The sequence below is a fragment of the Aurantiacibacter xanthus genome, from assembly GCF_003584015.1.
GTDB classification, from domain to species: Bacteria; Pseudomonadota; Alphaproteobacteria; order Sphingomonadales; family Sphingomonadaceae; genus Alteraurantiacibacter; species Alteraurantiacibacter xanthus.
The window spans coordinates 1-22,621 of sequence record NZ_QXFM01000061.1; the positions used below are offsets into that span (position 1 = coordinate 1).

Below are 22,621 nucleotides of genomic sequence, written 5' to 3' on the forward strand. Positions count from 1 at the left end.
GCGGCGCAATCCCGAGGCGCGCTGGCGGCTGACCCCGCGCGAACTGGAGCGGCTCACCGCCTTGCAGGCGCGATTGCTGGGCGTTGCGGCAGAGCTGCTGCATCCGGGCGGCCAGCTCACCTACGTCACCTGCTCGCTGCTCGACGAGGAAGGGTCGGGGCAGGTCGAAGCCTTCCTTGCCGCGAATCCGGGCTGGCAGGCCAGGGCTCCCGAGTTGCCGCTCGGCCGTCCGCGCGGAACCGGCTGGCGGCTCGATCCGTTACACGATGCAACCGATGGTTTTTTCATCGCCTGTCTATCTAAGCCGTGATAGCTCTGGTCACATGACTGCGAAGACCGTCCGACGAAACCATAACCGGTCCGCGCTTTTGGAGAAGATCATGCGTTTTGCCCCTGCTGCCGCTGCCCTGTCGCTGCTGTTCGCCGTGAGCGCGAGCATGAGCGCGGCGGGCGAGCGCGCAGACGATCCGCGCGCCAGCGAACTGGTGGCTGAGGGGCGGCAACTGCTGAACGGCGGCGATACGCAGGGCGCGGTCGATGCGTTCGAGGCTGCGCTGGCGGTCGATCCGGGGATGACTACGGTGTTCCTCGATCTGGCAGAGGCCGCGCGTGCCGATGGCCTGCAAGGAAAGGCGATCCGCTACTACCGCGAGGCACGGGCGCGCGATCCGAACAACTATGCCGCGATTTCGGGCGAGGGTGAGGCGCTGGTCGAAAAGGGCGCGATGACCGCCGCGCGTGAGGCGCTGAGCGAGCTGGAAGAACGTTGCGGCGAGACCTGCGTCGAAACGCAGCAGCTTGCCGCCGCGATTGCCGCGCGCCCTGCCGTCATGACCGCCGAGATGACCCCGGCGGATAGCGGCGTCACCCAGAACTAGGCGGGATGACATAGCATTGGCCCGCAAAGCCCTTCCCCTGTGGGGAAGGGTTGGGATGGGGGACCACGCCAGTGTCCAGCGTCGAGCCCCCACCCCCAGCCCCTCCCCAAGGGGAGGGGAGCCAGGGTGATCAGGCCCCGGTATAATCCGAGAACGCCGCTACCACCTTTTCATAAATCGGTTTCTTGAACGGGATGATCATGGCGGGCAGTTGCTCGGCCTCGATCCATTTCCAGTCCGAAAACTCGGGGTGGCTATGCGCTTCGAGGTCGATGTCGGCCTCGGAACCGGTCAGCCGCACGCAGTACCAGCGCTGACGCTGGCCGACATAGCGGCCCTTCCACAGCTTGCCCTTCAGCTCTGCGGGCAGGTCGTAGAACAGCTCTTCCTCCATCCGCGCCACGATGGCGACCTTGTCGGCGGTGAGCCCGGTTTCCTCGTGCAGTTCGCGCAGCATGGCCCGATCGAGGTCTTCGCCCTCGTCGACGCCGCCTTGCGGCATCTGCCACCAGTCGCCCTCCTTGGTGTCGATCCGTTTGCCGACGAACACGCGGCCTTCGGCGTTGATCAGCATGGTGCCGACACAGGGGCGATATTGGGTGGGGTCTGGTTTGCTCATCGGGCAGACTTAGTAGTAAGGGCGCGCCAGTTCCAGCATTTGCGCCGCATCGATTATCGGGCATCGATTGTGGGGGATTTGTGGAGGCACAGAAAATCTTGATTGTCTCTCGGCCTCCGCGAACCTAGGTCGAGGGCCGACGAGTTCTCTTGACGAAGGCCTTTTGCTTTATGGCGACCCAGACCGCCGACCCGATCATCCACAATGCCAGCCCCGATGCGGTTGTCGTGCGCTTTGCCGGCGACTCCGGCGACGGGATGCAGCTCACCGGAGGGCAGTTCACGCTGTCGACCGCGCTGGCGGGCAACGATCTGGCGACATTCCCTGATTTTCCGGCGGAAATCCGCGCGCCGCAGGGCACCTTGTTCGGGGTCTCGGCGTTCCAGATCAACTTCGGCAGCCGCGAGATCAGCACCGCTGGTGACGCGCCCGATGTGCTGGTGGCGATGAACCCGGCCGCGCTCAAGGTGAACCTGGCGTCGCTCAAGCCCGGCGGCCTGATCATCGCCGACTCCGGCGAGTTCACCAAGCGCAACCTCGAAAAGGCCAAGTACGAGAGCAACCCGCTCGAAGACGGCAGCCTCGCGCAGTGGGACTTGCTCGCCTTCGACATTTCCGCGCTGACCATCGAGGCGGTGAAGGACTTCGGGCTCGGTAACAAGGATGCGTTGCGCTCGAAGAACATGTGGACGCTGGGCCTCGCGCTGTGGATGTTCGACCGTGATCGCCAGCCGCTGATCGACTGGCTGAACGCCAAGTTCAGGACCAAGCCCGATATCGCTGCTGCCAACGTCGCCGCGCTCAACGCGGGCCACGCCTATGGCGAGACGGCGGAGCTGTCCGGGCCGCTCAAGCAGGTGCACATCGGCCCGGTCGAGAGCGCACCCGGCCTCTATCGCACCATAACCGGCGCGGAAGCGGTGTCGCTCGGCCTCGTGGCCGGCGCGCAGCTTGCCGGTCTGCCGATGTTCTTCGGCGGCTATCCGATCACGCCGGCCAGCTCGATCCTGCATCACCTCGCGCGATTGAAGGAGTTCGGCGTCACCACCTTCCAGGCGGAAGACGAGATCGCGGCGATCTGCGCCTCGATTGGCGCGAGCTATGCGGGCCAGCTTGGTGTGACCAGCTCGTCGGGCCCCGGCATTGCGCTGAAGGGCGAGGCGATGGGCCTTGCCGTGATGACCGAAATGCCGCTGGTGATCGTCAACTCGCAGCGCGGCGGCCCCTCCACGGGTCTTCCGACCAAGACCGAGCAGAGCGACCTCTATCAAGCCGTCTATGGCCGCAATGGCGATGCGCCGATCCCGGTGGTGGCGGCCAGCTCGCCGGGCGACGTGTTCGAATGCGCGATCGAGGCCTGCCGCATCGCGGTCGAATATATGACCCCTGTGATGCTGCTGACCGACGGCTATATCGCCAATGCGGCCGAGCCGTGGAAGGTGCCGGACGTTGACAGCTTCGAACCTTTCACCGCGAAGTTCCTGACCGAGAACAACAACCCCGATGGCAAGGTGCTGCCCTACAAGCGCGACGCCAAGGGTGCGCGGCCGTGGATCAAGCCGGGCACGCCGGGCCTGATGCACCGCATCGGCGGCATCGAGAAGAAGGAAGGCACCGGCAACATCGACTATTCGCCGGAAAACCATCAGGCGATGACCGATGCGCGCAAGGCCAAGATCGACGGCATCACCGTGCCAGATCAGGGTGTGACGCTGGGTGAGGAGGGCGGCAAACTCGCGGTGGTGGGCTGGGGCTCGACCTTCGGCCCGATTCGCCGCGCGGTCGACAACTGCCGCAAGAAGGGGCTGGACGTGAGCCACATTCACTTCCGCCACATCTGGCCGCTGCCCGCCAACTCGGGCGAGCTGCTGCGCAAGTACGACAAGGTGCTGGTGCCCGAGATGAACACCGGCCAGTTCAAGACCGTGCTGCGCGACCAGCTGCTGGTCGATGCCCAGCCCTACACCAAGACGAGCGGCCAGCCGTTCAAGATCGCCGAGCTGGAAGCGGCGATTGAACTGGCGTTGGCGGAGTGACGAACAAGGCCCCGAGACCCGCTCACCCTGAGCGTGTCGAAGGGCTGCTTTTTTCTTCAAGCGCTGTTCGTGCCGCAAGCAAAGACAGTGCTTCGACCAGCTCAGCACGAGCGGACAATCTAGGTTTGGCATATGACTGAAGTTGCGAAGATCGAAACCACCCTCAAGGACTGGGAAACCGACCAGGAGGTCCGCTGGTGCCCCGGTTGCGGCGACTATGCGATCCTCAAGGCGGTGCAGCGCACCTTGCCGCAGCTGGGCGCCGATCCGAAGAACACCGTCTTCATCAGCGGGATCGGCTGCTCGAGCCGCTTCCCCTATTACATGGAGACCTACGGCTTCCACACGATCCACGGTCGCGCGCCTGCTTTCGCCACCGGCGTGAAGCTCGCCAACCCCGATCTCGACGTGTGGCTCGTCACCGGGGATGGCGACGGCCTTTCCATCGGCGGCAACCACATGATGCACGTGCTGCGCCGCAACGTGAACATGCAGATCATGCTGTTCAACAACGAGATCTACGGCCTCACCAAGGGCCAGTATTCGCCCACCAGCCGCGAGCACACCCGCACGCCGACCTCGCCGCTCGGCTCGGTCGACCACCCGGCCAACCCCTGTGCCTTTGCGCTCGGTTCGGGGGCGCGGTTCATCGGGCGCGGGTTCGACGTCAGCAAGAACCTGCCCGACGTGCTCAAGGCAGCCCATGCCCATCAGGGTGCGGCCTTCATCGAGATTTTCCAGAACTGCATCGTCTACAACAAGGACGTGTTCGACGACTTCGCCGCTCCCAAGGGCGCGGAAGATCGCCAGCTTTGGCTCGAACACGGTCAGCCGATGCTGTTCGGCAATGCCAAGAAGGGCGACATAAAGGGCCTCAAGCTGGTGCCCGAGACCTTCTCGTTCGAGGTGGTGGATGTCGTCGATGGCGACTGGGAGGCCGCGGGCGTCTGCGTCCACGACGCGAAGAACCGGATGCTCGCGCACATGCTGATCGAGCTGGAGTTCGGCCCCTATCCGATGCCGCTCGGCGTGATCTACGACGATCCCAAGCCGACTTACGAGAGCGCCGTGATTGCGGAGCGCGCCAAGGCGGTCGAGGGCAAGGACAACAACCTCGCCAGGCTGCTTGCCAAGGGCCAGACCTGGACCGTCAGCGGCACCGCGCAAGACCCGGTCTAGGCTGAACTATCATGGGGCGGGGCCTTGGCCTCGCCCTGTCCGTTGCTCGGCTCCTCGATCCGGTGCTGCTTCTGCAGCACGTCGGCGACCACACCCACCAGCAGCGCCCAGGCCGCGCCCAGCGTCCACCCGCCGAGCACGTCGGTCGGGTAGTGGACGCCCAGCAGCACCCGCGTGCAGCCGATGGCCAGCACCAGCAGCACCGCCACGGCCACGGTGAACACCCGGCTGGTGCGGTCGGTGAAGCTGCGCGCGATCATCACCGCCAATGTCAGATAGACGATGGCGCTGTTGAGCGAATGCCCGCTCGGGAAACTCAGCGAAGTCACCTCGACCAGATGCGGCACGGCCTCGGGGCGAGAGCGCGCAAACAGCCCCTTCAGCAGGTGGCCCATCACCGCCCCGCCGAGCGTTGCGAGCACGGTAAATCCCGCCTGCCGCCAGCGCCCGCGCAGCAGCAGGAAGGCGATTGCGAGCAGGCTTACCAGCGTCAGCACCGTCACCCCGCCGAGCGCGGTGATGTCGGTGGCGACCGTTTGCAGCCAGCCGGGCCCGATCAGGTGCGCCGGATCGCCCGGCACACGCAGCGCCTTGAGAATGGCAATGTCGAAAGCGTGGGTCTCGCCCTCCTGCATCTCGCCCGCCAGCGCCACGAATCCGGCGACCAGCGCCGCGCCCAGCAGAAACAGCGCGAGGAAGCGCTGCTCGCGAAACAGCCAGCGGCGCGGGTCTATCAACATGGTCACCGTAAAATTCCCATTCCGAAACGAACGCACGAATGCGGATCGGGTGCCGCAGCCTGCCGCGCGAAGTTTTTCTTGGTTACACCCAAACTGGGTTGTCTATTGCAACCTTGCTTCCCAGCTTTGCCGCCACAGTCCCTCAACCGGAGCATCCCGTTTTATGTCCGTCCTGTTCGATCCGCTTAGCATCAAGGGCCTCTCGCTGCCCAACCGCATCGTCATGGCACCGATGACGCGCACCTTCTCGCCGCAGGGCGTGCCCGGCGATAACGTGGCCGAGTATTATCGCAAGCGCGCGGCGGGTGGCACCGGGCTGATCGTCACCGAAGGCACCGGGATCGACCGGCCCGAATCTCGCAATCATCCGGGTATTCCCGCCTTCCATGGCGACAAGTCGTTGGAGGGCTGGGGCCATGTGGTGGAGGCGGTCCACGGCGCAGGTGGCAAGATCGCCCCGCAGCTGTGGCACACCGGTCTCGTGCCGGCGCAGAGCCCCGATCTGTCGCGCCCCGGTGAGCCGGAAGGCCCCTCTGGCATCGACGGCAAGGGCGAACCCTTCGGCAAGGCGATGAGTGAGGAGGATGTGGCCGACACGGTCGCCAAATTCGCCAGCGCTGCTGCCGATGCGGTGAAGCTCGGCTTCGACACCATCGAGCTGCACGGCGCGCATGGCTATCTGATCGACCAGTTCTTCTGGGGCGAAATGAACCGCCGCGATGACAAGTGGGGCGGGGCGACCCTGCCCGAACGCAGCCGCTTCGCCGCCGAGATCGTGAAGCAGGTCCGCGCCGCCATGCCCGCCGACATGCCGCTGATCCTGCGCGTGAGCCAGTGGAAGCAGCAGGACTATACCGTCAAGCTCGCCCCGACGCCTGCCGAGATGGAAGCCTGGCTCGGCCCGCTGGTGGCTGCCGGGGCAGACGTGATCCACGCCTCGCAGCGCCGCTTCTGGGAGCCCGAGTTCCCCGAGATCGACGGCGAGAAGGGTCTGAACTTCGCGGGATGGGCCAAGAAGCTGACCGGTGCGGCGACGATCAGCGTCGGCTCGGTGGCGCTCGATGGCGAGTTCCTCGCCGCCTTTGCGGGCCAGAGCAGCAAGGTTGCCGACCTCGGCGAACTGGAGCGGCGCATGGACGCAGGCGAGTTCGACCTCATCGCCGTGGGCCGCGCGCTGATCGCCAACCCGGAGTTCGCCAACAAGGTGCGCGAGGGTCGGCAGAGCGAGTTGCAGGGCTTCGACGCGCAGATGCTCGGCGAACTGGTCTGAACCTGCTAGCCATGGGCGAATGGACAATCTCACCCATTCGCTCGTCGGCGCGCTGATCGGGCAGGCCGGTCTCAAAAAGAAGACCGGCCTTGCCATGCCCGCGCTGATTATCGGCGCGAACCTGCCCGATGTCGATGTCACCTGCTTCGCCTGGACGACCGGCTTGGAGTATCTGGCTTTTCGGCGCGGCATCACCCACGGCCCGCCCGCGCTGGTGCTGTTGCCGCTGGCCCTGGCGGGCATCCTGTGGGGTTATGATCGCTGGCAGGCGAAGCGGGGTAAACGACCCGAGGGGCGGTTGCCGGTGCATTTCGGCTGGCTGTTCGCGCTGGCCTTTATCGCCTGCCTGACTCATCCGGCGCTCGACTGGATGAACACCTACGGCATCCGCCTGCTCGAACCGTTCTCGCACCGCTGGTTCTATGGCGACGTGCTGTTCATTATCGATCTGTGGCTGTGGCTCGGCATGGGGCTGGGCCTGTGGCTGTCGCTGCGGCGTGAGAAGCGGGGGCAGGACTGGCGCAAGATCGGGCGCGTGACGCTGGCCGGGGTGCTCGCCTATATCGGGGTGAATGCGGGCATTACCTACGCCGCCGAAACGGCGCAGTTCGATGCGCCTCATGTGTCGGGGCAGATCGCCATCGGCAGCCCGCCGCCGGTCGTGTTCTGGCGTCGCTCGACGATTGTCGGGACGGCGAACGATTGGTGGGTGCGCAATTCCGGGTCGGGCGCGCTTGAGCCGATCACCGAGCAGCGCTGTGAGTGGCCGGACACCGATGCCTTGCGGCAGACCAACAGCCAGCTCGATGCCTTCCTGTTCTGGTCGCGCGCGCCCTTTGCTGCTCGGGCCGAGGATGGCTCGGTGGTGCTGCACGATGCGCGCTATTACGGGGGCGGGGTGACGAGCAGCTTCACGCTGGCGCTGCCCGATGTGGCTTGTGAGGAACCCGCTGCGGGAGATTGACGTTTCCCTCCCCGAACCGCTCGCCCTGAGCTTGTCGAAGGGCTGTCTTTCCCTTTAGCGCCGCACTCGGAGAAAAGCAGTCCTTCGACAAGCTCAGGACAGACGGGATTCGTGATATGACCAAACCCCAGATCGTCTGGCTCCGGCGCGACCTCCGGCTCACTGACCAGCGCGCCTTCACCGCCGCTGCCGAGGCGGGGCCGGTCATCCCGGTCTATGTGCTCGACGACGCGGCGGCGAAGAACCACAAGTATGGCGGCGCCTCGCGCTGGTATCTGCACCAGTCGCTGGAGGCGCTGGAACGCGATCTGGCCCGCCATCATAGCAAGCTCATCCTCCGGCGCGGGGATGCGGTGGAGGAACTGTGCAAGCTGGCCGAAGAGACCGGCGCGCAGGCCGTCCACGCGCTGCGCCATTACGAGCCGTGGTGGCGCAGGGCTCAGGGCGCGCTGAAGGACAGGCTCGACCTCAAGCTTTACGACGGCAATTACCTGCTGCCGCCCGGTGCGGTAACCACCGGCTCGGGTGAGCCCTACAAGATCTACACTCCGTTCATGAAGGCGAGCCTCGCCGCCATCGACGGCTTCGATATCCTCCCCGAACCCGCGCTTTCCGCGCCCGAAACATGGCCAGCCAGCGACAGCCTTTCGGACTGGAACCTGCTCCCCACCAAGCCCGACTGGGCAGGCGGTCTGCGCGAGGAATGGCAGGCAGGCACCAGCGCGGCCATGGAGCGCTTCGACAGCTTCCTCGACGTGGTCAGCAACTACGATGAAGACCGCAACCTGCCGGCGATAGACGGCTCTTCCAAGCTAAGCCCACACCTCCATTTCGGCGAGGTTTCCCCCGCCATGCTATGGGAGGCGATGAGCCGCTACACCTCTGAAGGCGCGCGGGTCTATCGCTCCGAACTGCTGTGGCGCGACTATGCGCAGAACGTGATCTGCCAGTTCCCCGACTACCCGGTGAAAAGCTATCGCGACGGCTACGATGACGGCCTCTGGCGCAATCCCAACCGCGGCCATGTGATCGCCTCGGAGCTTGAGGCCTGGCAACAGGGCCGCACCGGCTACCCGATTGTCGATGCCGGGATGCGCCAGCTCTGGCACAGCGGCTGGATGCACAACCGCGTGCGCATGATCGCGGCGAGCTTCCTCGTAAAGCACCTGCTGATCGACTGGCGCGAGGGCGAGCGCTGGTTCTGGGATACGCTGGTCGATGCCGACTATGCCAGCAACGGCGTCAACTGGCAGTGGGTGAGCGGCACGGGGGTCGATTCGAACATGTTCGTGCGGATCATGGCCCCGCTCAGCCAGTCCGAAAAATTCGATGCGGCGGGCTATATCCGCCAGTGGGTGCCCGAACTGGCGCACTTGTCCGACAGAGAAATCCACGATCCGGCGGACGACAAACGCGGCGACTATCCGGCGAAAATCATCGGCCATAAGGAAGCGCGCGAGCGGGCTCTCAGCGCCTATCGTGAGGCCAAGGACTAGCTTCGCGGCTTGCCCAGTGGCGGGCGCTTGTCCATAAGACAGGCCATGGGCGTGAGCGAGGCGAGAGGAACGGCATTGCTCGGCGCGGGGGCGCAGTTTGGTGCGCGTCCGGGCCTGTTCGCCCGCCTGTTCGCCCCCGGCTTTGCCCGCATTATCGACCGCATCGACGAGCGTCTGACCAGCGGCGCAATCCATGCCGTGCTGCCCGATGGCACGCGCCGGACGCTCGGCGGCCATGCTCCCGGCTTCGAATGCGAGGTCCATCTGAAAGACTGGCGCGCGCTGGTGCGGCTGGCCACGGGAGGGTCGGTTGGCTGGTATCAGGCGTGGGAGGCGGGCGAGTGGGACAGCCCTGACCCGGTCCCGCTGTTCGCGCTGTTTATGGCCAATGCCGCGAGCCTCGGCGACACCGCCCGCGCCAAGGGACCGTGGCGGCTGGCGGCGCGCTTGTTGCACGCGCTCAAGCGCAACACCCGCGCGCAGGCCGAGAAGAACATTCACGCGCACTACGACCTCGGCAACGACTTCTACGGCGCATGGCTCGATCCGAGCATGACCTATTCTTCGGCCTACCGCGTGGGCGACGACGGCCTTGAAGCCGCACAACGCCGCAAGTGGGAGCGGCTGGCGGAGCGGCTGGGGAGCCCCACCAGCGTGCTCGAAGTGGGCTGCGGCTGGGGTTCGCTCGCGGCTTACCTTGCGCGCAGCGTCCCGCATGTCGAGGCGATCAGCATTTCCGACCAGCAGCTCGCCCATGCCCGCGCGCAGTGGCCTGCGGTGGCCTTCCACAAGCAGGACTATCGCGATGTGACCGGCCAATTCGACGGCGTGGTCAGCGTCGAGATGGTCGAGGCATTGGGCCGCGAATACTGGCCCACCTTTCTCGACTGCATCGCCCGCGTGCTGCGCCCCGGCGGTCGGGCGGCGATCCAGTATATCGCTATCCGCGACGATATTTTCGACGCCTATGCCGCCAGCGCCGACTTCATTCAGGCCTATGTCTTCCCCGGCGGGATGCTGCTGCGCACCAGCGAGTTCCGCCGCCTCGCCGAACAGCGCGGCCTCGCGTGGGAGGATCAGGAGGACTTCGGGCTCGACTATGCAGAGACGCTGAAAGCGTGGCGGAAAAGCTTCGATTCTGCCGTGGCCGAGCAGCGCCTGCCCGCGGGCTTCGACGAGCGCTTTATCCGGCTCTGGCGCTACTACCTGATGTATTGCGAAGGCGGCTTTCGTGGGGGCGGGATCGAGGTCAGTCAGGTGACGCTGGTGAAGCGATGAAGAAGATACTCGCCATTGCGCTGTTGGTGGTCGCGCTGGCCGTGATTGCGGCGTTTGCCTTGCTGACCCGCGAACAACGCGCAGTGCTGCTCAACCCACCGACCGACACCGATGTGCTGTTCTGGGATCAGGACGCCCGTGACGCGATGTTCCGCGCGATGGACCAGTTCCCGTTCCTCGCCAAAAGCCACGTGGGCGCGGCGGGCGGCGAGGTGAGGGCGCTGCCGAAAGGCGAGCCGCTCGCCATCGGGATCGACATGGCCGCGTTCGAGAAAAGCCAGCGCAGCGCCGCCATTGTGATTCTCGTCGACGGCAAGCGGGTCTACGAAAGCTACGGCCTCGGTTTCGACGGGCAGGGCAAGTGGACCAGCTTTTCGGTCGCCAAGAGCCTGACCTCGACGCTGGTCGGCGCGGCCTTGCAGGATGGCGCGATCAAAAGCCTCGACGATCCGATCACTGGCTATATCACCGACCTGAAGGGCTCGGCTTACGATGGCGTGACCATCCGGCAGGTGCTGACGATGAGTTCGGGCGTGGCCTGGAACGAGGACTACACCGACCCCGCTTCCGACGTCGCCCGCTTCAATGCGCACAAGCCCGAGGGCGATATGGACGCGACCGTCTCCTATATGCGCACCCTTTCGCGCGCCGCCCCGCCGGGTGAACGCTGGCACTACAACACCGGCGAGACCAACATGATCGGCGCGCTGGTTATGGCGGCCACGGGCAAGTCGCTGGCGGACTACATGTCGGAGAAGATCTGGCGGCCCTACGGGATGGAGGCCGATGCCTCATGGCTGCTCAACTCGACGGGGCGCGAGATGGGCGGTTGCTGTTTCCAGGCGCGCACCCGCGATATGGCGCGGTTCGGGCAGTTCGTGCTCGATAACGGCATGGCGGGCGGCCAGCGCGTGGTGCCCGAGGACTGGTTTGCCGAGGCCACCACCAAGCACTTCGATACCGACCGTGGGCGCGGCTATGGCTACCAGTGGTGGACCTATCCCGGTGGTGGTTTCGGCGCGAGCGGGATCTTTGGGCAGGGCATCTTCATCGACCCGGCGCGTCAACTGGTGATAGCCACCAATGCCGACTGGCCCGTTGCCAGCACCAACGACGGCGTAATGGCCGAGCGCACCCGCTTTTATGAGGCGGTGCAGGCCGCTGTGGACGCGCGCGCGTCGAAGGCAGACTAAATCTGCCTACCACGCGCCGCCGCGAAGGCAGGCCAAAGTGTCCGGGGTCGCTAAACGAAGGAGGCAATGGCCTGCCATCGCGGCGGCGAAGGCGGGGCGTGACGCGATGCGGCGCTGTTGCTAGTCGCGATAGCGCGTCAGGATCGCGTCATGCACAATAGGCGACAGAAGGTTAACAAAGGCACACCCGACCAGCCCGTCGTCCCACCAGACCACCTCGGCCTGCTGCGATTCGAGACCGGGCAGGGTCAGCCAGCACACCGAACCGGGATGCATGCGGCTCACCGCCGAGGCTGAAAAGCCCGATAGCGACAGATCGTTCACCACCGTGGGAAAGGCGCGCATACCGGGCACCCGCAGCTTGGCCGGGATCATCATCGCCATCCGATGGTCGCTGCGGTCTTCCTGCGCGGAGAAATAGTAGTCCTGGGGAGGGTTCTGCACAGTCATGGGGCGGGTCCGGTGATGGTCGCAATCGAGAGCGGCCTCCATGGCCGTCCATCACTCAGTATCCCGCCTCAGGGTTACTTTGCTGTCAGCAAAGGCGGTTAAGCGCCCGTTGACACTCTCACACGGTGCAGGTTGGGGAAATCGTCGCGCAGCATGGTCACGATGAAGTCCGCCACGGATTCGGGCGGCTTGACCGTCTCGGGGTCTTCGCCAGGATAGGCGCGGGCGCGCATCGCGGTGCGCGTGGCCCCCGGATCGAGCACCGCCACTCGCGTTTCGGAGATGCGGGCGATTTCCTGTCCGTGGCTCATCAGCAGGTTGTCGAACGCGGCCTTGGTTGCGCCATAGGCTCCCCAGAATGCCCGCGGTTCAGCCCCGACAGAGCTGGTCACGCCGATGACCCGGCCCGCCTCGGCGCGCTTCAGCAACGGATCGAAGGCCGAGAGCAGCGCCTGCGTCGCCAGCACGTTGAGCGTCAGCGCCTGATTGAGCTGCTTGCGGTCGATCTGCGTCACCGGGGTGAGCGTGGGCAGCGTGGCGGCATTGATGACGAGAATGTCGAGCTTGTCCCACCGCTGCGCCACGGCCTCGGCGAGGCGGGCGATCGAGTCGCTTTCGGTGAGGTCCAGCGGCGCGATGGTGGCATTGCCGCCAGCGGAGTGGATTGCGTCTTCCACCGCCTCAAGGTCGGTGACCTTGCGTCCGGTGATGACCACGTGCGCGCCTTCGGCGGCGAGGGCCCTGGCCGTGGCCGCACCGATCCCGCGCGAGGAACCGGTGACGAGCGCGATCTTCCCCTCAAGCGAGCGGGGTGCAGTGCTGTCTGCCATCAGGCGACCTTTCCGACCGGGAGCGTCTTCTTTGCCGAGTCGTCGCTGCGCGCCGCGAGATCGGTGAGGCTTGTGGGATATTCGCCGGTGAAACAGGCGTCGCAATATTGCGGACAGGCCTTGTCGCGACCGGGAAGACCCACCGCACGATAGAGCCCGTCAATCGACACGAAGGCGAGGCTGTCGGCCTGGATGTGCTTGCACATCGCCTCGATGTCCATCCGTCCCGCCAGCAGCTTCGAGCGTTCGGGCGTGTCGACGCCGTAGTAGCAGCCATAGCCGGTGGGCGGGCTGGCGACGCGGAAGTGAACTTCCCGTGCGCCAGCATCCTTCATCATCTGCACGATCTTGAGGCTGGTGGTGCCGCGCACGATCGAATCGTCGATCAGCACGATGGACTTGCCTTCCACCAACGCGCGGTTGGCATTGTGCTTGCGCTTCACGCTGGCGTGGCGCGCGCCGTCCGAGGGCTGGATGAAGGTGCGTCCGACATAGTGCGAACGGATAATGCCCAGCTCGAACGGAATGCCCGACTGCTGCGAATAGCCGATGGCGGCGGGCACGCCCGAATCGGGGACGGGCACGACAATGTCGGCCTCGCACGGCGATTCCTTGGCCAGCTCCATCCCGATACTGCGACGGCTCTCGTAAACCGAGCGCTCGTTGAACACCGAATCGGGGCGGCTGAAATAGACGTGCTCGAAGATGCAGGGGCGGGCAGGGTTGTTGCCGAACGGGCGGTGTGTGCGGACCGAACCGTCGAGATCGACCTCGACCAGCTCGCCCGGTTCGATCTGGCGCACGAAGTCCGCGCCGACCACGTCAAGCGCAACCGTTTCGCTGGCGAAGACGGTGGCATCACCCAGCTTGCCCATCACCAGCGGGCGGATGCCCAGCGGATCGCGGCAGGCGGCCATACCGCGCGGGGTCATCACCAGCAGCGCATAGGCCCCCTCGACCATCCGCAGCGCGTCGACCAGTTTATCCAGCATGGTGTGATAGCGGCTGGTGGCGACGAGGTGGATGATCACCTCGGTGTCGGAGGTCGACTGGAAGATCGCGCCGTTCTTCACTAGGTCGGCCTTGAGCCGCATCGCGTTGGAAATGTTGCCGTTATGCGCCACGGCAAAGCCGCCGCTGGCAAGATCGGCATAGAGCGGCTGCACATTGCGCAGGCCCGACCCGCCGGTGGTCGAATAGCGCACGTGGCCGACGGCCATGTGGCCGGGCAGTTCGGCCAGCGATTCCTCGGAGGAGAAGTTCTCCGCGACATGGCCGAGGCCGCGCCGGGTGTAGATCTCTGTACCGTCGAAGGCGCTGATACCAACGGCCTCCTGGCCGCGATGTTGCAGGGCGTGGAGGCCGAGCGCGGTGGCGGCAGCGGCATCGGCAGCGCCGATTACGCCGAACACGCCGCATTCTTCGCGCAATTTGTCGCCGTCCGCGTCGTAGAAAGGATGCGTCGTGATCATGGGGTCCGTGGGGGTAGCTGCGGGCGAGACCCCAATGGCGATGTTACGGGAGGATTACAAGGGGCCGAGCGCGGGTTTTGCTGCACGAGCGAAAGCTCCTACGGTGCAATCCATAGCCGCAGCACATAGGCGACCGCGCCCAGCACCGTCACGCTGCCTGCCCAGATCGCGGCCAGCCAGACGAGTCGCTGCCACAGCGGCGACTCGTCGGCCGGGTTATCCTCGGGCTTCATCAATGGTAGCCTTCATCGCCCACCTTGCCGCGGAACACCCAGTAGGCCCAGCCGGTGTAGGCGATGATCAGCGGCATGGTGATGGCAACGCCCACCAGCATGAAGATCTGGCTGCTTTCGGCCGCGGCGGCGTCCCAGATGGTGATTCCGGGCGGCACCACGTTCGGCCAGATGGTGAAGCCAAGGCCCGCCATGCCGAACAGGAACAGCAGGATCGCCAGCCAGAACGGCTTGGAGTTGCGCTCCTTGAGGATGGCGCGCAGCAGCGACAGCGCGACCACGGCGGTCAGGATCGGCACCGGGGCGGCATAGTATAGCTCCGGTGCGCTCAGCCACTTGGCGGCGTAGGTTTCGTTCAGCGCCACGTTATAGAGACTGACTCCGGCCATCAGGATCAGCGTCGCGGCCCCGGCGCGCATGGCCAGCTTGCGGGCATGGACCTGCGCCTCGCCATCGAGCTTCCAGATCAGCCAGGTGCTGCCGAGCAGCGCATAGCCAGCCACCACGCCCAGCCCGGTGAGCAAGGTGTAGGGAGTGAACCAGTCGAACCAGCTTCCGGCATAGGTGCGGTCGACGACTTCAATGCCCTGCAGGATCGCACCGAGGATCATGCCCTGGCTCATCGCCGCCACCAGCGATCCGCCGGTGAAAGCCATGTCCCAGAACGCACGGTGGCCCGGATCGCGCCAGCGGTACTCGAAGGCGACACCGCGGAACACGAGGCCCAGCAGCATCGCGATAATCAGCGGATAGGTCGCGGGCAGGATCACCGCATAGGCAAGCGGGAAGGCCGCAAACAGCCCGCCGCCGCCAAGCACCAGCCAGGTTTCGTTGCCATCCCAGACCGGGGCGATGGAGTTCATCGCCCGGTCGCGCTCCGGCCCCGGCTCGAAGGTGGGGAACAGCACCCCGATACCCAGATCGAACCCGTCCATCACCACATAGGCGAACACGCCGAAGGCGATGATGAAGGCCCAGACGGTGGTGAGATCGACATTAACGGCCATCGGTCGCCTCCTTGTGATCTTCGGGCAGGACAGAGGGGTCGCCAGGATTCTGCGACGGCCCCGGCGTGATGCCGGCGGCGCGCACCGGCCCCTTCTCTGTGCTCTTGACGCCCTTCTCGCCGGTGTGAGGCGGCTTCTGCATCAGCTTCAGGATGTACCAAACGCCCGCGCCAAACACGGCGAAATAGACGAGCACGAAGGCCAGCAGGCTGGCTGCGACTGCCGGGGCATCGAGCGGACTGGCCGATTGTGCGGTGCGCAGTAGGCCATAGACGGTGAAGGGCTGACGGCCGACTTCGGTGGTGACCCACCCGGCGATCACCGCCACGAAACCGCTCGGCCCCATCACGATGGCGGCACGGTGCAGCAGCGGCCAATCGTAGATCGTGCCGCGCCAACGGGCGAACAGGCTCCAGAAGCCGAGCAGCATCATGCAGGTGCCGATCGCCACCATGATGCGGAAGGCCCAGAACACCGGGAAGACCGGCGGCTGATCGGCGTCGGGCACGGTGTCGAGCCCGGCCAGCGGGGCGTCGAGGTCGTGCTTGAGGATCAGGCTCGAAAGCTTGGGAATGCCGACCGCGTAGTCGAGCTTCTGCGTCTTGTCGTTGGGAATGCCGAACAGGTAGAACGGCGCGCCATCGGAGTGGCTTTCGTAGTGCCCCTCCATCGCCATGACCTTGGTCGGCTGATGTTCGAGCGTGTTAAGCCCGTGCATGTCACCCGCGAAAATCTGCACCGGAGCGACCAGCGCAGCCATCCACATTGCCATCGAGAACATCTTGCGCGCGTGCTGGTTGGTCTTGTCCTTGAGCAGGTGCCAGGCGCCCACGCCGCCGACCACGAAGGCGGTGGTGAGATAGGCGGCGATCACCGTATGCACGAGGCGATAGGGAAAGCTGGGGTTGAAGACGATGTCGAACCAGCTCTCGCCCGGCAGGAACTGGCCGTTCGCGCCAATTTCATAGCCCGTGGGCGTTTGCATCCACGAGTTGGCCGAAAGGATCCAGAATGCCGAGATAAAGGTGCCCACGGCCACCATCAGCGTGGCGGTGAAGTGCAGCTTCTTGCCGACCTTGTTCATGCCGAACAGCATCACGCCGAGGAAGCCCGCCTCGAGGAAGAAGGCGGTCAGCACTTCGTAGGCCATCAGCGGGCCGATCACCGATCCGGCCTTGTCGGAGAAGACCGACCAGTTGGTGCCGAATTGATAGGACATGACGATGCCTGAGACCACGCCCATGGCAAAGGCCATGGCGAAGATCTTCAGCCAGTACTTGAACAGGTCGAGATAGACCTGTTTGCCGGTCTTCAACCACAGCCCTTCGAGCACCGCGAGGTAGCTCGCCAGTCCGATCGAGAAGGCAGGGAAGATGAAGTGAAAGCTCACCGTAAAGGCAAACTGGATGCGCGCGAGGAGGAGCGCGTCGGAGGCTTCAAACATAAGGCTCACCTAGGGCTGAGTGAGGACTGATGGCGGCCTAGGCCTTTCCTCCCGATGAGACAATGGGTCTATCGATTAATTTAAGTGATTATTTGAGCTGGGTGATCGATTGCGTCTTTCGCCAGCGATAGAAGGTTTTCTCCGACACGCCGTTGGCACGACAGCTTTCGCAAACCCCGCCGCCGGCCTCGATCAGCGCTGCGATTCTGCGGCAGCGTGCGTCCTTGTCGGGGATCACGGCCATCAGATCATGCCGCGCGCCCAGTCGGCGCTCTGAACCGGCGTGCTGCCATCATCGTCGAGCAATTCGGCAAAGGCGCGTGCCTGGCTGAGATAGACCTTGCCGCCGAGGTCATCGAGGAAATGGGTGCGCTGGAGCCGGTCCATCACCGGGCCTTTCACTTCGGACAGGTGCAGGCGGATGCCGCCGTCGGCCAGCCGCTGGTTGATCGCTTCGAGGCTTTCGAGGCCCGAGGCGTCGATCTCGTTCACGGCGCTGGCCATCAGGATCACATGGCGCAGGGCAGGGCGCTCGGCCACCAGCCTGAGCACATATTCCTCCAGCCAGCGGGCGTTGAGGTAGGTCAGGCTCTCGTCGATGCGGATCGAGAGGATGTGCGGTGCGGTGAAGACCTTGTGCCGCTCGACGTTGCGGAAGTGCTCGGTCTCGGGCACGCGCCCGACCACGGCGGCATGCGGGCGGCTGGTGTGCCACAGGAACAGGAGCAGCCCCACCGCGACCCCGGTAATCACCCCCAGCTCGACTCCTGCCAGCAAGGTGACGGCGATGGTCGCCATATGGGCGGCAAAGTCGCTTTTCGAATAGCGCCACAAGCGCACCGGCATCGTGAAGTCGACGAGGCTGAGCACGGCGACGATGATCGTCGCGGCCAGCGTGGCAGTGGGCAGGTGGTACAGCAGCGGGGTCAGGAACAGCGAGGCCAGCGCAATACCCACGGCGGTGAAAGCTCCGGCGGCCTGGGTCTTTGCCCCGGCGTCGAAGTTCACCACCGAGCGGGCGAAGCCACCGGTCACCGGAAAGCCGCCGCTCAGTGCCGAGGCGATGTTCGAGGCGCCAAGGCCGATCAGCTCCTGATCGGGCTCGATCCGCTCGCGCCGCTTGGCGGCGAGCGTCTGGGCGACCGAGATGCTGCTGACGAAGCCGATGATCGAGATCAGCAGCGCCGGCACCCACAGCTTGCCCAGCAGCGCGGGGTCGCCCGAGGGCAGGGAGAACGGCGGCAAGCCTTGCGGCACCGCGCCGACCACCTCGACCCCGGCCCTGTCGGTAAGGTCGAGTGCCGCCACCAGCACGATCGTCACCAGCACGGCGAAGACGGGCCCGGTCTTGGCCAGCAAGTCGGCAGGACGCGGCGGCATTCCGAGCCGGATGAGCAGCGGCCTTGCGCCCTTGCGCACCCAGAACAGGAACAGCGTCACCGGCAGGCCGATGGCGAGCGTCACCCAGTTGATATGTGTGAGCTGCGAAGCCAGCGCACCGAGCATCTCGGGCCAGGTATCGCCGCCCACTTTCACGCCCAGCAACTGCTTGAGCTGGCTGGTGGCGATCAGCACGCTGCTTGCGGTCATGAAGCCCGCGTTCACCGGTTGCGACAGCAGGTTGGCAAGGAACCCCAGCCGCAGGAAGCCCATCACGGCCAGAATCACCCCCGACAGCGCGGCCAGCGTGATCGCCGCCTCCAGATATTCGGGCGTGCCTTGCGCGGCGACGGCTCCGGCGGCCGATGCGGTCATCAGGCTCACCACCGCCACCGGGCCCACCGCCTGCGCACGGCTGGTGCCGAACACGGCATAGGCGACCAGCGGCATGATCGAGGCATAGAGCCCGACCACCGGCGGCAATCCCGCGAGCAGCGCATAGGCGAGGCTCTGCGGGATCAGCATGATGGTGACGATCACCGCCGCGACGAGGTCGTCGCTCAGTGCTTGCGCATTGTAGGTGCGGCCCCATTGCAGGATCGGAAACAGCCGCGCCAGCATGGTTATAGTCCGCTCAGTCCTGAAGCTGCGCGGCGAGGGGGGATAGGTCGTAGCCCGCATTGGCGGCGTTGCTGATGCGTTCGGACAGCGGGAGATCGTCGGGATTGGCGAGCGTTTCCAGCGTCACGCAGCGTGTGCCCGAGCGGCAGTAGGCGAGCACCTTGCCGGGAGTTCCCCGACGCACGGCGGCGTAGGCTTCGATGGCAGGGCGGGTGAACTGGCCGCTCGCAATCGGGATGTGGTGATAGGCAAGGCCCGCCGCCTCTGCCGCGGCGCGCATGGTGGCGACGGTGGGCTGGCCGGGCTCTTCGCCGTCGGGGCGGTTGCAGATCACGGCGACGAAGCCTTGCGCGGCGAGATCGGCCATGTCCTCGGGCTGAATCTGCGGGGCGACGGCGATGTGGGCGGAGACGGGGCGAATATCCATTATGCGTCCTTTTCGAACAGGCGAACCAGAACCATGCCGACAAGCATGGTCGCCACGAACACTGCCGCAGATAGGGGTTCGATTACCAGCGCTGCGATGCCGGGACCGGGGCATAGGCCGGCCAGACCCCAGCCCACGCCGAACAGTCCGGCCCCGATCACGAGGCGCGGAGTGATGTCGCGTGCCTTGGGCAGGTTGAACACATCGGTGAACAGCGGGCGAATCATGCGCGGCTGGATCAGCCAGGCCATGGCCATGACCAGCACCGCGCCGCCCATCACGAAGGCCAGCGTCGGATCCCAGTTGCCGAACAGATCGAGGAACCCGCGCACGCGCGCCGGGTCGGTCATGCCGCCCAGCGCGAGACCCGCGCCGAACAGTACGCCCGCCACCAGCGCCACGAGCGCTTCGGAAGTCAGTCTTTGCCGCATGTGTTCATCCCCAGCGGCACGTACAGCGGGCAGAACGAAACGAGGCTCGTCACCACGAACACGGCGGCCACCACATAGGCGATTGTCGCGCGCGCGCCTTCGATTGTTCCGCTCGCGGCCAGGGCCACGAGGACCACCGCGACGACGAGGCGAAGGGTCTTGTCAAGCGATCCCATGTTCTTCGGCATTGAAACCTCCTCTTCAGGTGAGAGCGTTGATGGCGGCCACCGTGGCAATGCCGGTGGCCATGAAGGTGAGCGTCGCCACCAGCGAACGCGGCGACAGGCGCGAAACGCCGCAGACGCCATGGCCGCTGGTGCAGCCCGAGCCGAGCCGCGTGCCAACACCGACGACAAGCCCGGCAACTGCGATCCACGGCAGCGACAGGAAGCGCGGTTCCAGCGGGCCGTTCAGCGCCATCACCAGCAGCGCTCCCAACGGCAGTCCGAGCACGAAGGCCCAGGCGGCGAGGCGCGGCATCGAGCTGCTGGCCACTCCGGTGGCGCGGGCGAAAATGCCCGAGACACCGGCGATCCGGCCAGAGCCGAGCAGCATCACCGCCGCCGCAAGCCCGATCAGAATGCCGCCGGCAAGGCCAGCCAGCGGCTCGGCATGAGGGAAACCGGGCAGCATCAGACGGCGTTCAGCGGAATTTTGAGGTAGGTCACGCCGTTGTCTTCGGCGGGCGGCAGGTGCCCGGCGCGCATGTTCACCTGCACCGAGGGCAGGATCAGGCGCGGCATGTCGAGCGTGGCATCGCGCGCCTCGCGCATGTTCACGAACTCGTCCTCACTCACGCCGTCATGGGCGTGGATGTTGCCAGCGCGCTCAGCCGCCACGGTGGTTTCCCAGACGTAGTCGCTGCGGCCCGCGGGCAGGTAGTCGTGACACATGAACAGGCGTGTCGCCTCGGGCAGTTCGAGGATGCGGCGCAGGCTGCGGAACAGCTGGCGCGCATCGCCGCCGGGAAAGTCCGCCCGCGCGGTGCCGTAGTCGGGCATGAACATGGTATCGCCGACGAAGGCCGCATCGCCCACGACATAGGCGATGCAGGCGGGCGTGTGGCCGGGCACATGCAGCACGGTGACGGGCAGCTTGCCGATCTGGAAAGTATCGCCATCGGCGAACAGGTGGTCGAAATCCGACCCATCGCGGTGGAAATCGGCTCCGGCGTTGAACAGCTTGCCGAACACGCCCTGCACGGTGACGATCTGCTGCCCGATGGCGACCGTCCCGCCGAGCCGCTCCTTGAGATAGGGCGCTGCCGACAGGTGATCGGCATGGGCGTGCGTTTCGAGCAGCCAGCTGACCTTGAGGCCTTGTTCCTTTACGAAGGCGATCAGTCTATCGGCCGAATCGTGCCTGGTGCGGCCCGAACTGGGGTCGTAGTCGAGCACCGAGTCGACAATCGCTGCCTCGCGACTTTGCCCATCCCACACGACATGGCTGACAGTGTTGGTGGGTTCGTCAAAAAAGCTGGCGATTTCAGGGCGCAATGCCTTGCCAGCGAGCACGGCTTCGACCTGCGCGGTGGCAGCGGCCAGAGCCTTGTCTGCGGTCTTGCTCACATTCGTCATGACCAGCTCCTCACTTAGTCAGATACACGTTTTATGTATATGTGTTGCTTTTGTCCTGTCAAGTGCTAGAGAGGGGGCATGAGTGACAATATTCCTTCATCCGGCCCATGCTCCGGCCTGCGCATTGGCGATCCGGCCCCCGACTTCACCGCCCGCAGCACGGCAGGCCCCGTGCGGCTTGCCGATTTTCGCCAAAGCTGGCTGATCCTGTTCTCGCATCCGGCGGACTTCACCCCGGTCTGCACCACCGAGTTCGTCGCCTTGGCGCGCGCGGCGGAGGACTTCGCCAAGCGCGATTGTGCGCTGATGGCACTGTCGGTCGACAGCCTGTTCTCGCACTTCGCGTGGTTGCGCATGATTCGCGACCGGACCGGCGTGGAGGTGCGCTTCCCCATCATCGAAGACCCGACCATGGTGATCGCCCGTGCCTATGGCATGGTCGGCGCCGAGGATGCGGACAGCGGGGCGGTGCGCACCACCTTCTTCATCGACCCGGCGGGCACGATCCGCGCGATGACCTGCTACCCGACCAATGTGGGCCGCTCGATCCCCGAGATGCTGCGGATCCTCGATGCCCTGCAGGCGGTGGGCAAGGATCAGCTTGCCCCTGCCAACTGGCAGCAGGGGGAAGAGTTGCTCCAGCCCGTCAGCGTGTCGCTTGACGAGGTCTTCGCCGCCGATGAGCCGACCGCCTGGTTCCTGAAGGGAGGCGCGCAATGAGCGACGAGGACCTTCCGGTCGAGGAATTGAAGGCGCTGGCCCATCCGGTGCGATTGGGGATTTTGAAGATCCTGTGCGAGGGGGAGCGCAATGTCGGCGAGATCGAGGAGATCGGCGGCATCGGTCAGCCGAGCCTCTCGCAGCAACTGGCGATCCTGCGGCAGGCCGGGCTGGTCACCACCCGGCGCGAGGGCAAGATGGTGTTCTACGGCGTGGAGCGCGCAGCCTTCCGCCAGATTCTCGATTGCCTGAACACGATCTGCACCAAGGAAGCAGACGAAACCGCGCCCCGCACACCAGCCCCGTCACCCGGAGCGGCAAACTTCGCGCGGCTCGCCTGAGTTCCTCTGTCCGTCCGTCCTGAGGAGGGCGCCAG

The 22,621-nt window shown here is 65.5% G+C and carries 25 protein-coding genes and 1 pseudogene; 11 read left to right on the forward strand and 15 right to left on the reverse strand.

The features are described 5' to 3' along the window. Both D2V17_RS06035 and D2V17_RS06040 read left to right on the forward strand, forming a co-directional pair. Nucleotides 1-310 (forward strand): annotated as a pseudogene (locus tag D2V17_RS06035) (RsmB/NOP family class I SAM-dependent RNA methyltransferase); the annotation flags it as partial. A gap of 70 nt (nt 311-380) precedes the next feature. Next, nucleotides 381-878, forward strand: coding sequence for a tetratricopeptide repeat protein (locus D2V17_RS06040; protein ID WP_191229097.1), 498 nt, complete (start codon nt 381-383; stop codon nt 876-878). 130 nt (nt 879-1,008) lie between these two features. On the opposite strand, the gene D2V17_RS06045 is transcribed toward D2V17_RS06040, so the two are convergent. Next, nucleotides 1,009-1,497 (reverse strand): RNA pyrophosphohydrolase, encoded by a 489-nt coding sequence (locus D2V17_RS06045; RefSeq protein WP_119592204.1) that lies wholly within the window; start codon nt 1,495-1,497, stop codon nt 1,009-1,011. Between the two features lie 170 nt (nt 1,498-1,667). On the opposite strand from D2V17_RS06045, the gene D2V17_RS06050 reads away from it, so the two are divergent. Continuing rightward, entirely contained in the window at nt 1,668-3,533 is a 1,866-nt protein-coding gene (locus D2V17_RS06050; protein WP_119592205.1) for a 2-oxoacid:acceptor oxidoreductase subunit alpha, read from the forward strand. 132 nt (nt 3,534-3,665) lie between these two features. Beyond that, nucleotides 3,666-4,712 (forward strand): 2-oxoacid:ferredoxin oxidoreductase subunit beta, encoded by a 1,047-nt coding sequence (locus tag D2V17_RS06055; protein WP_119592206.1) that lies wholly within the window; start codon nt 3,666-3,668, stop codon nt 4,710-4,712. On the opposite strand, the gene D2V17_RS06060 is transcribed toward D2V17_RS06055, so the two are convergent. Continuing rightward, nucleotides 4,709-5,452: a phosphatase PAP2 family protein gene (locus D2V17_RS06060; RefSeq protein WP_119592207.1), complete on the reverse strand. Its 744-nt coding sequence runs from the start codon at nt 5,450-5,452 to the stop codon at nt 4,709-4,711. The genes D2V17_RS06055 and D2V17_RS06060 overlap by 4 nt on opposite strands. Before the next feature lie 163 nt (nt 5,453-5,615). Between D2V17_RS06060 and D2V17_RS06065 the strand changes: the two genes are divergently transcribed. The 5 genes from D2V17_RS06065 (at nt 5,616) to D2V17_RS06085 (ending at nt 11,653) form a co-directional block, all read left to right on the forward strand. Further along, nucleotides 5,616-6,722, forward strand: a complete 1,107-nt coding sequence (locus tag D2V17_RS06065) for an NADH:flavin oxidoreductase (RefSeq protein ID WP_119592208.1) — start codon at nt 5,616-5,618, stop codon at nt 6,720-6,722. Between the two features lie 19 nt (nt 6,723-6,741). Continuing rightward, entirely contained in the window at nt 6,742-7,686 is a 945-nt protein-coding gene (locus D2V17_RS06070) for a metal-dependent hydrolase (protein WP_119592209.1), read from the forward strand. A gap of 116 nt (nt 7,687-7,802) precedes the next feature. Beyond that, on the forward strand, nt 7,803-9,182 hold the full coding sequence (locus D2V17_RS06075) for a cryptochrome/photolyase family protein (protein ID WP_119592210.1): 1,380 nt from the start codon (nt 7,803-7,805) through the stop codon (nt 9,180-9,182). A gap of 45 nt (nt 9,183-9,227) precedes the next feature. Continuing rightward, entirely contained in the window at nt 9,228-10,460 is a 1,233-nt protein-coding gene (locus D2V17_RS06080) for an SAM-dependent methyltransferase (RefSeq protein ID WP_119592211.1), read from the forward strand. Beyond that, nucleotides 10,457-11,653 carry a serine hydrolase domain-containing protein gene (locus D2V17_RS06085; protein ID WP_119592212.1) on the forward strand — a complete coding sequence of 399 codons (1,197 nt, stop codon included), beginning with the start codon at nt 10,457-10,459 and terminating at the stop codon, nt 11,651-11,653. Before D2V17_RS06080 ends, D2V17_RS06085 begins: the two co-directional genes overlap by 4 nt. A gap of 120 nt (nt 11,654-11,773) precedes the next feature. Here D2V17_RS06085 and D2V17_RS06090 read toward each other — a convergent pair whose 3' ends face one another. The 13 genes from D2V17_RS06090 to D2V17_RS06150 all read right to left on the reverse strand — a co-directional run bounded on the left by D2V17_RS06090 (nt 11,774) and on the right by D2V17_RS06150 (nt 21,525). After that, nucleotides 11,774-12,103, reverse strand: coding sequence for a PilZ domain-containing protein (locus D2V17_RS06090; RefSeq protein WP_119592213.1), 330 nt, complete (start codon nt 12,101-12,103; stop codon nt 11,774-11,776). Between the two features lie 98 nt (nt 12,104-12,201). Next, entirely contained in the window at nt 12,202-12,933 is a 732-nt protein-coding gene (locus D2V17_RS06095) for an SDR family NAD(P)-dependent oxidoreductase (RefSeq protein ID WP_119592214.1), read from the reverse strand. Continuing rightward, nucleotides 12,933-14,405 carry an amidophosphoribosyltransferase gene (purF, locus tag D2V17_RS06100; RefSeq protein WP_119592215.1) on the reverse strand — a complete coding sequence of 491 codons (1,473 nt, stop codon included), beginning with the start codon at nt 14,403-14,405 and terminating at the stop codon, nt 12,933-12,935. The genes D2V17_RS06095 and purF overlap by 1 nt, the downstream gene beginning before the upstream one ends. A gap of 98 nt (nt 14,406-14,503) precedes the next feature. After that, a complete protein-coding gene (locus D2V17_RS06105; protein WP_119592216.1) occupies nt 14,504-14,638 on the reverse strand; it encodes a DUF2474 domain-containing protein in 135 nt (44 codons plus the stop codon). Next, nucleotides 14,638-15,645, reverse strand: a complete 1,008-nt coding sequence (gene cydB / locus D2V17_RS06110) for a cytochrome d ubiquinol oxidase subunit II (RefSeq protein WP_119592217.1) — start codon at nt 15,643-15,645, stop codon at nt 14,638-14,640. The genes D2V17_RS06105 and cydB overlap by 1 nt, the downstream gene beginning before the upstream one ends. After that, complete coding sequence (locus tag D2V17_RS06115; protein ID WP_119592218.1) at nt 15,635-17,089, reverse strand: cytochrome ubiquinol oxidase subunit I; 1,455 nt, start codon at nt 17,087-17,089, stop codon at nt 15,635-15,637. Before D2V17_RS06115 ends, cydB begins: the two co-directional genes overlap by 11 nt. 88 nt (nt 17,090-17,177) lie before the next feature. Further along, entirely contained in the window at nt 17,178-17,333 is a 156-nt protein-coding gene (locus D2V17_RS06120; protein WP_119592219.1) for a helix-turn-helix domain-containing protein, read from the reverse strand. After that, a complete protein-coding gene (locus D2V17_RS06125; protein WP_119592220.1) occupies nt 17,333-19,090 on the reverse strand; it encodes a SulP family inorganic anion transporter in 1,758 nt (585 codons plus the stop codon). Before D2V17_RS06125 ends, D2V17_RS06120 begins: the two co-directional genes overlap by 1 nt. 13 nt (nt 19,091-19,103) lie before the next feature. Beyond that, on the reverse strand, nt 19,104-19,517 hold the full coding sequence (locus D2V17_RS06130) for a protein tyrosine phosphatase family protein (RefSeq protein ID WP_119592221.1): 414 nt from the start codon (nt 19,515-19,517) through the stop codon (nt 19,104-19,106). Beyond that, nucleotides 19,517-19,948 carry a YeeE/YedE family protein gene (locus tag D2V17_RS06135; protein WP_119592222.1) on the reverse strand — a complete coding sequence of 144 codons (432 nt, stop codon included), beginning with the start codon at nt 19,946-19,948 and terminating at the stop codon, nt 19,517-19,519. Before D2V17_RS06135 ends, D2V17_RS06130 begins: the two co-directional genes overlap by 1 nt. Beyond that, nucleotides 19,933-20,136: a YgaP family membrane protein gene (locus D2V17_RS06140; protein WP_119592223.1), complete on the reverse strand. Its 204-nt coding sequence runs from the start codon at nt 20,134-20,136 to the stop codon at nt 19,933-19,935. The genes D2V17_RS06135 and D2V17_RS06140 overlap by 16 nt, the downstream gene beginning before the upstream one ends. Nucleotides 20,137-20,149: 13 nt before the next feature. Next, nucleotides 20,150-20,584 carry a YeeE/YedE family protein gene (locus tag D2V17_RS06145; protein ID WP_119592224.1) on the reverse strand — a complete coding sequence of 145 codons (435 nt, stop codon included), beginning with the start codon at nt 20,582-20,584 and terminating at the stop codon, nt 20,150-20,152. Beyond that, a complete protein-coding gene (locus D2V17_RS06150) occupies nt 20,581-21,525 on the reverse strand; it encodes an MBL fold metallo-hydrolase (RefSeq protein WP_119592225.1) in 945 nt (314 codons plus the stop codon). Before D2V17_RS06150 ends, D2V17_RS06145 begins: the two co-directional genes overlap by 4 nt. Nucleotides 21,526-21,603: 78 nt before the next feature. On the opposite strand from D2V17_RS06150, the gene D2V17_RS06155 reads away from it, so the two are divergent. Then, the gene (locus tag D2V17_RS06155) at nt 21,604-22,245 is read left to right on the forward strand and encodes a peroxiredoxin (RefSeq protein WP_119592226.1); all 642 of its coding nucleotides are present in this window, start codon (nt 21,604-21,606) and stop codon (nt 22,243-22,245) included. Then, nucleotides 22,242-22,586 (forward strand): ArsR/SmtB family transcription factor, encoded by a 345-nt coding sequence (locus D2V17_RS06160; protein WP_119592227.1) that lies wholly within the window; start codon nt 22,242-22,244, stop codon nt 22,584-22,586. Before D2V17_RS06155 ends, D2V17_RS06160 begins: the two co-directional genes overlap by 4 nt. Nucleotides 22,587-22,621 lie beyond the last annotated feature (35 nt).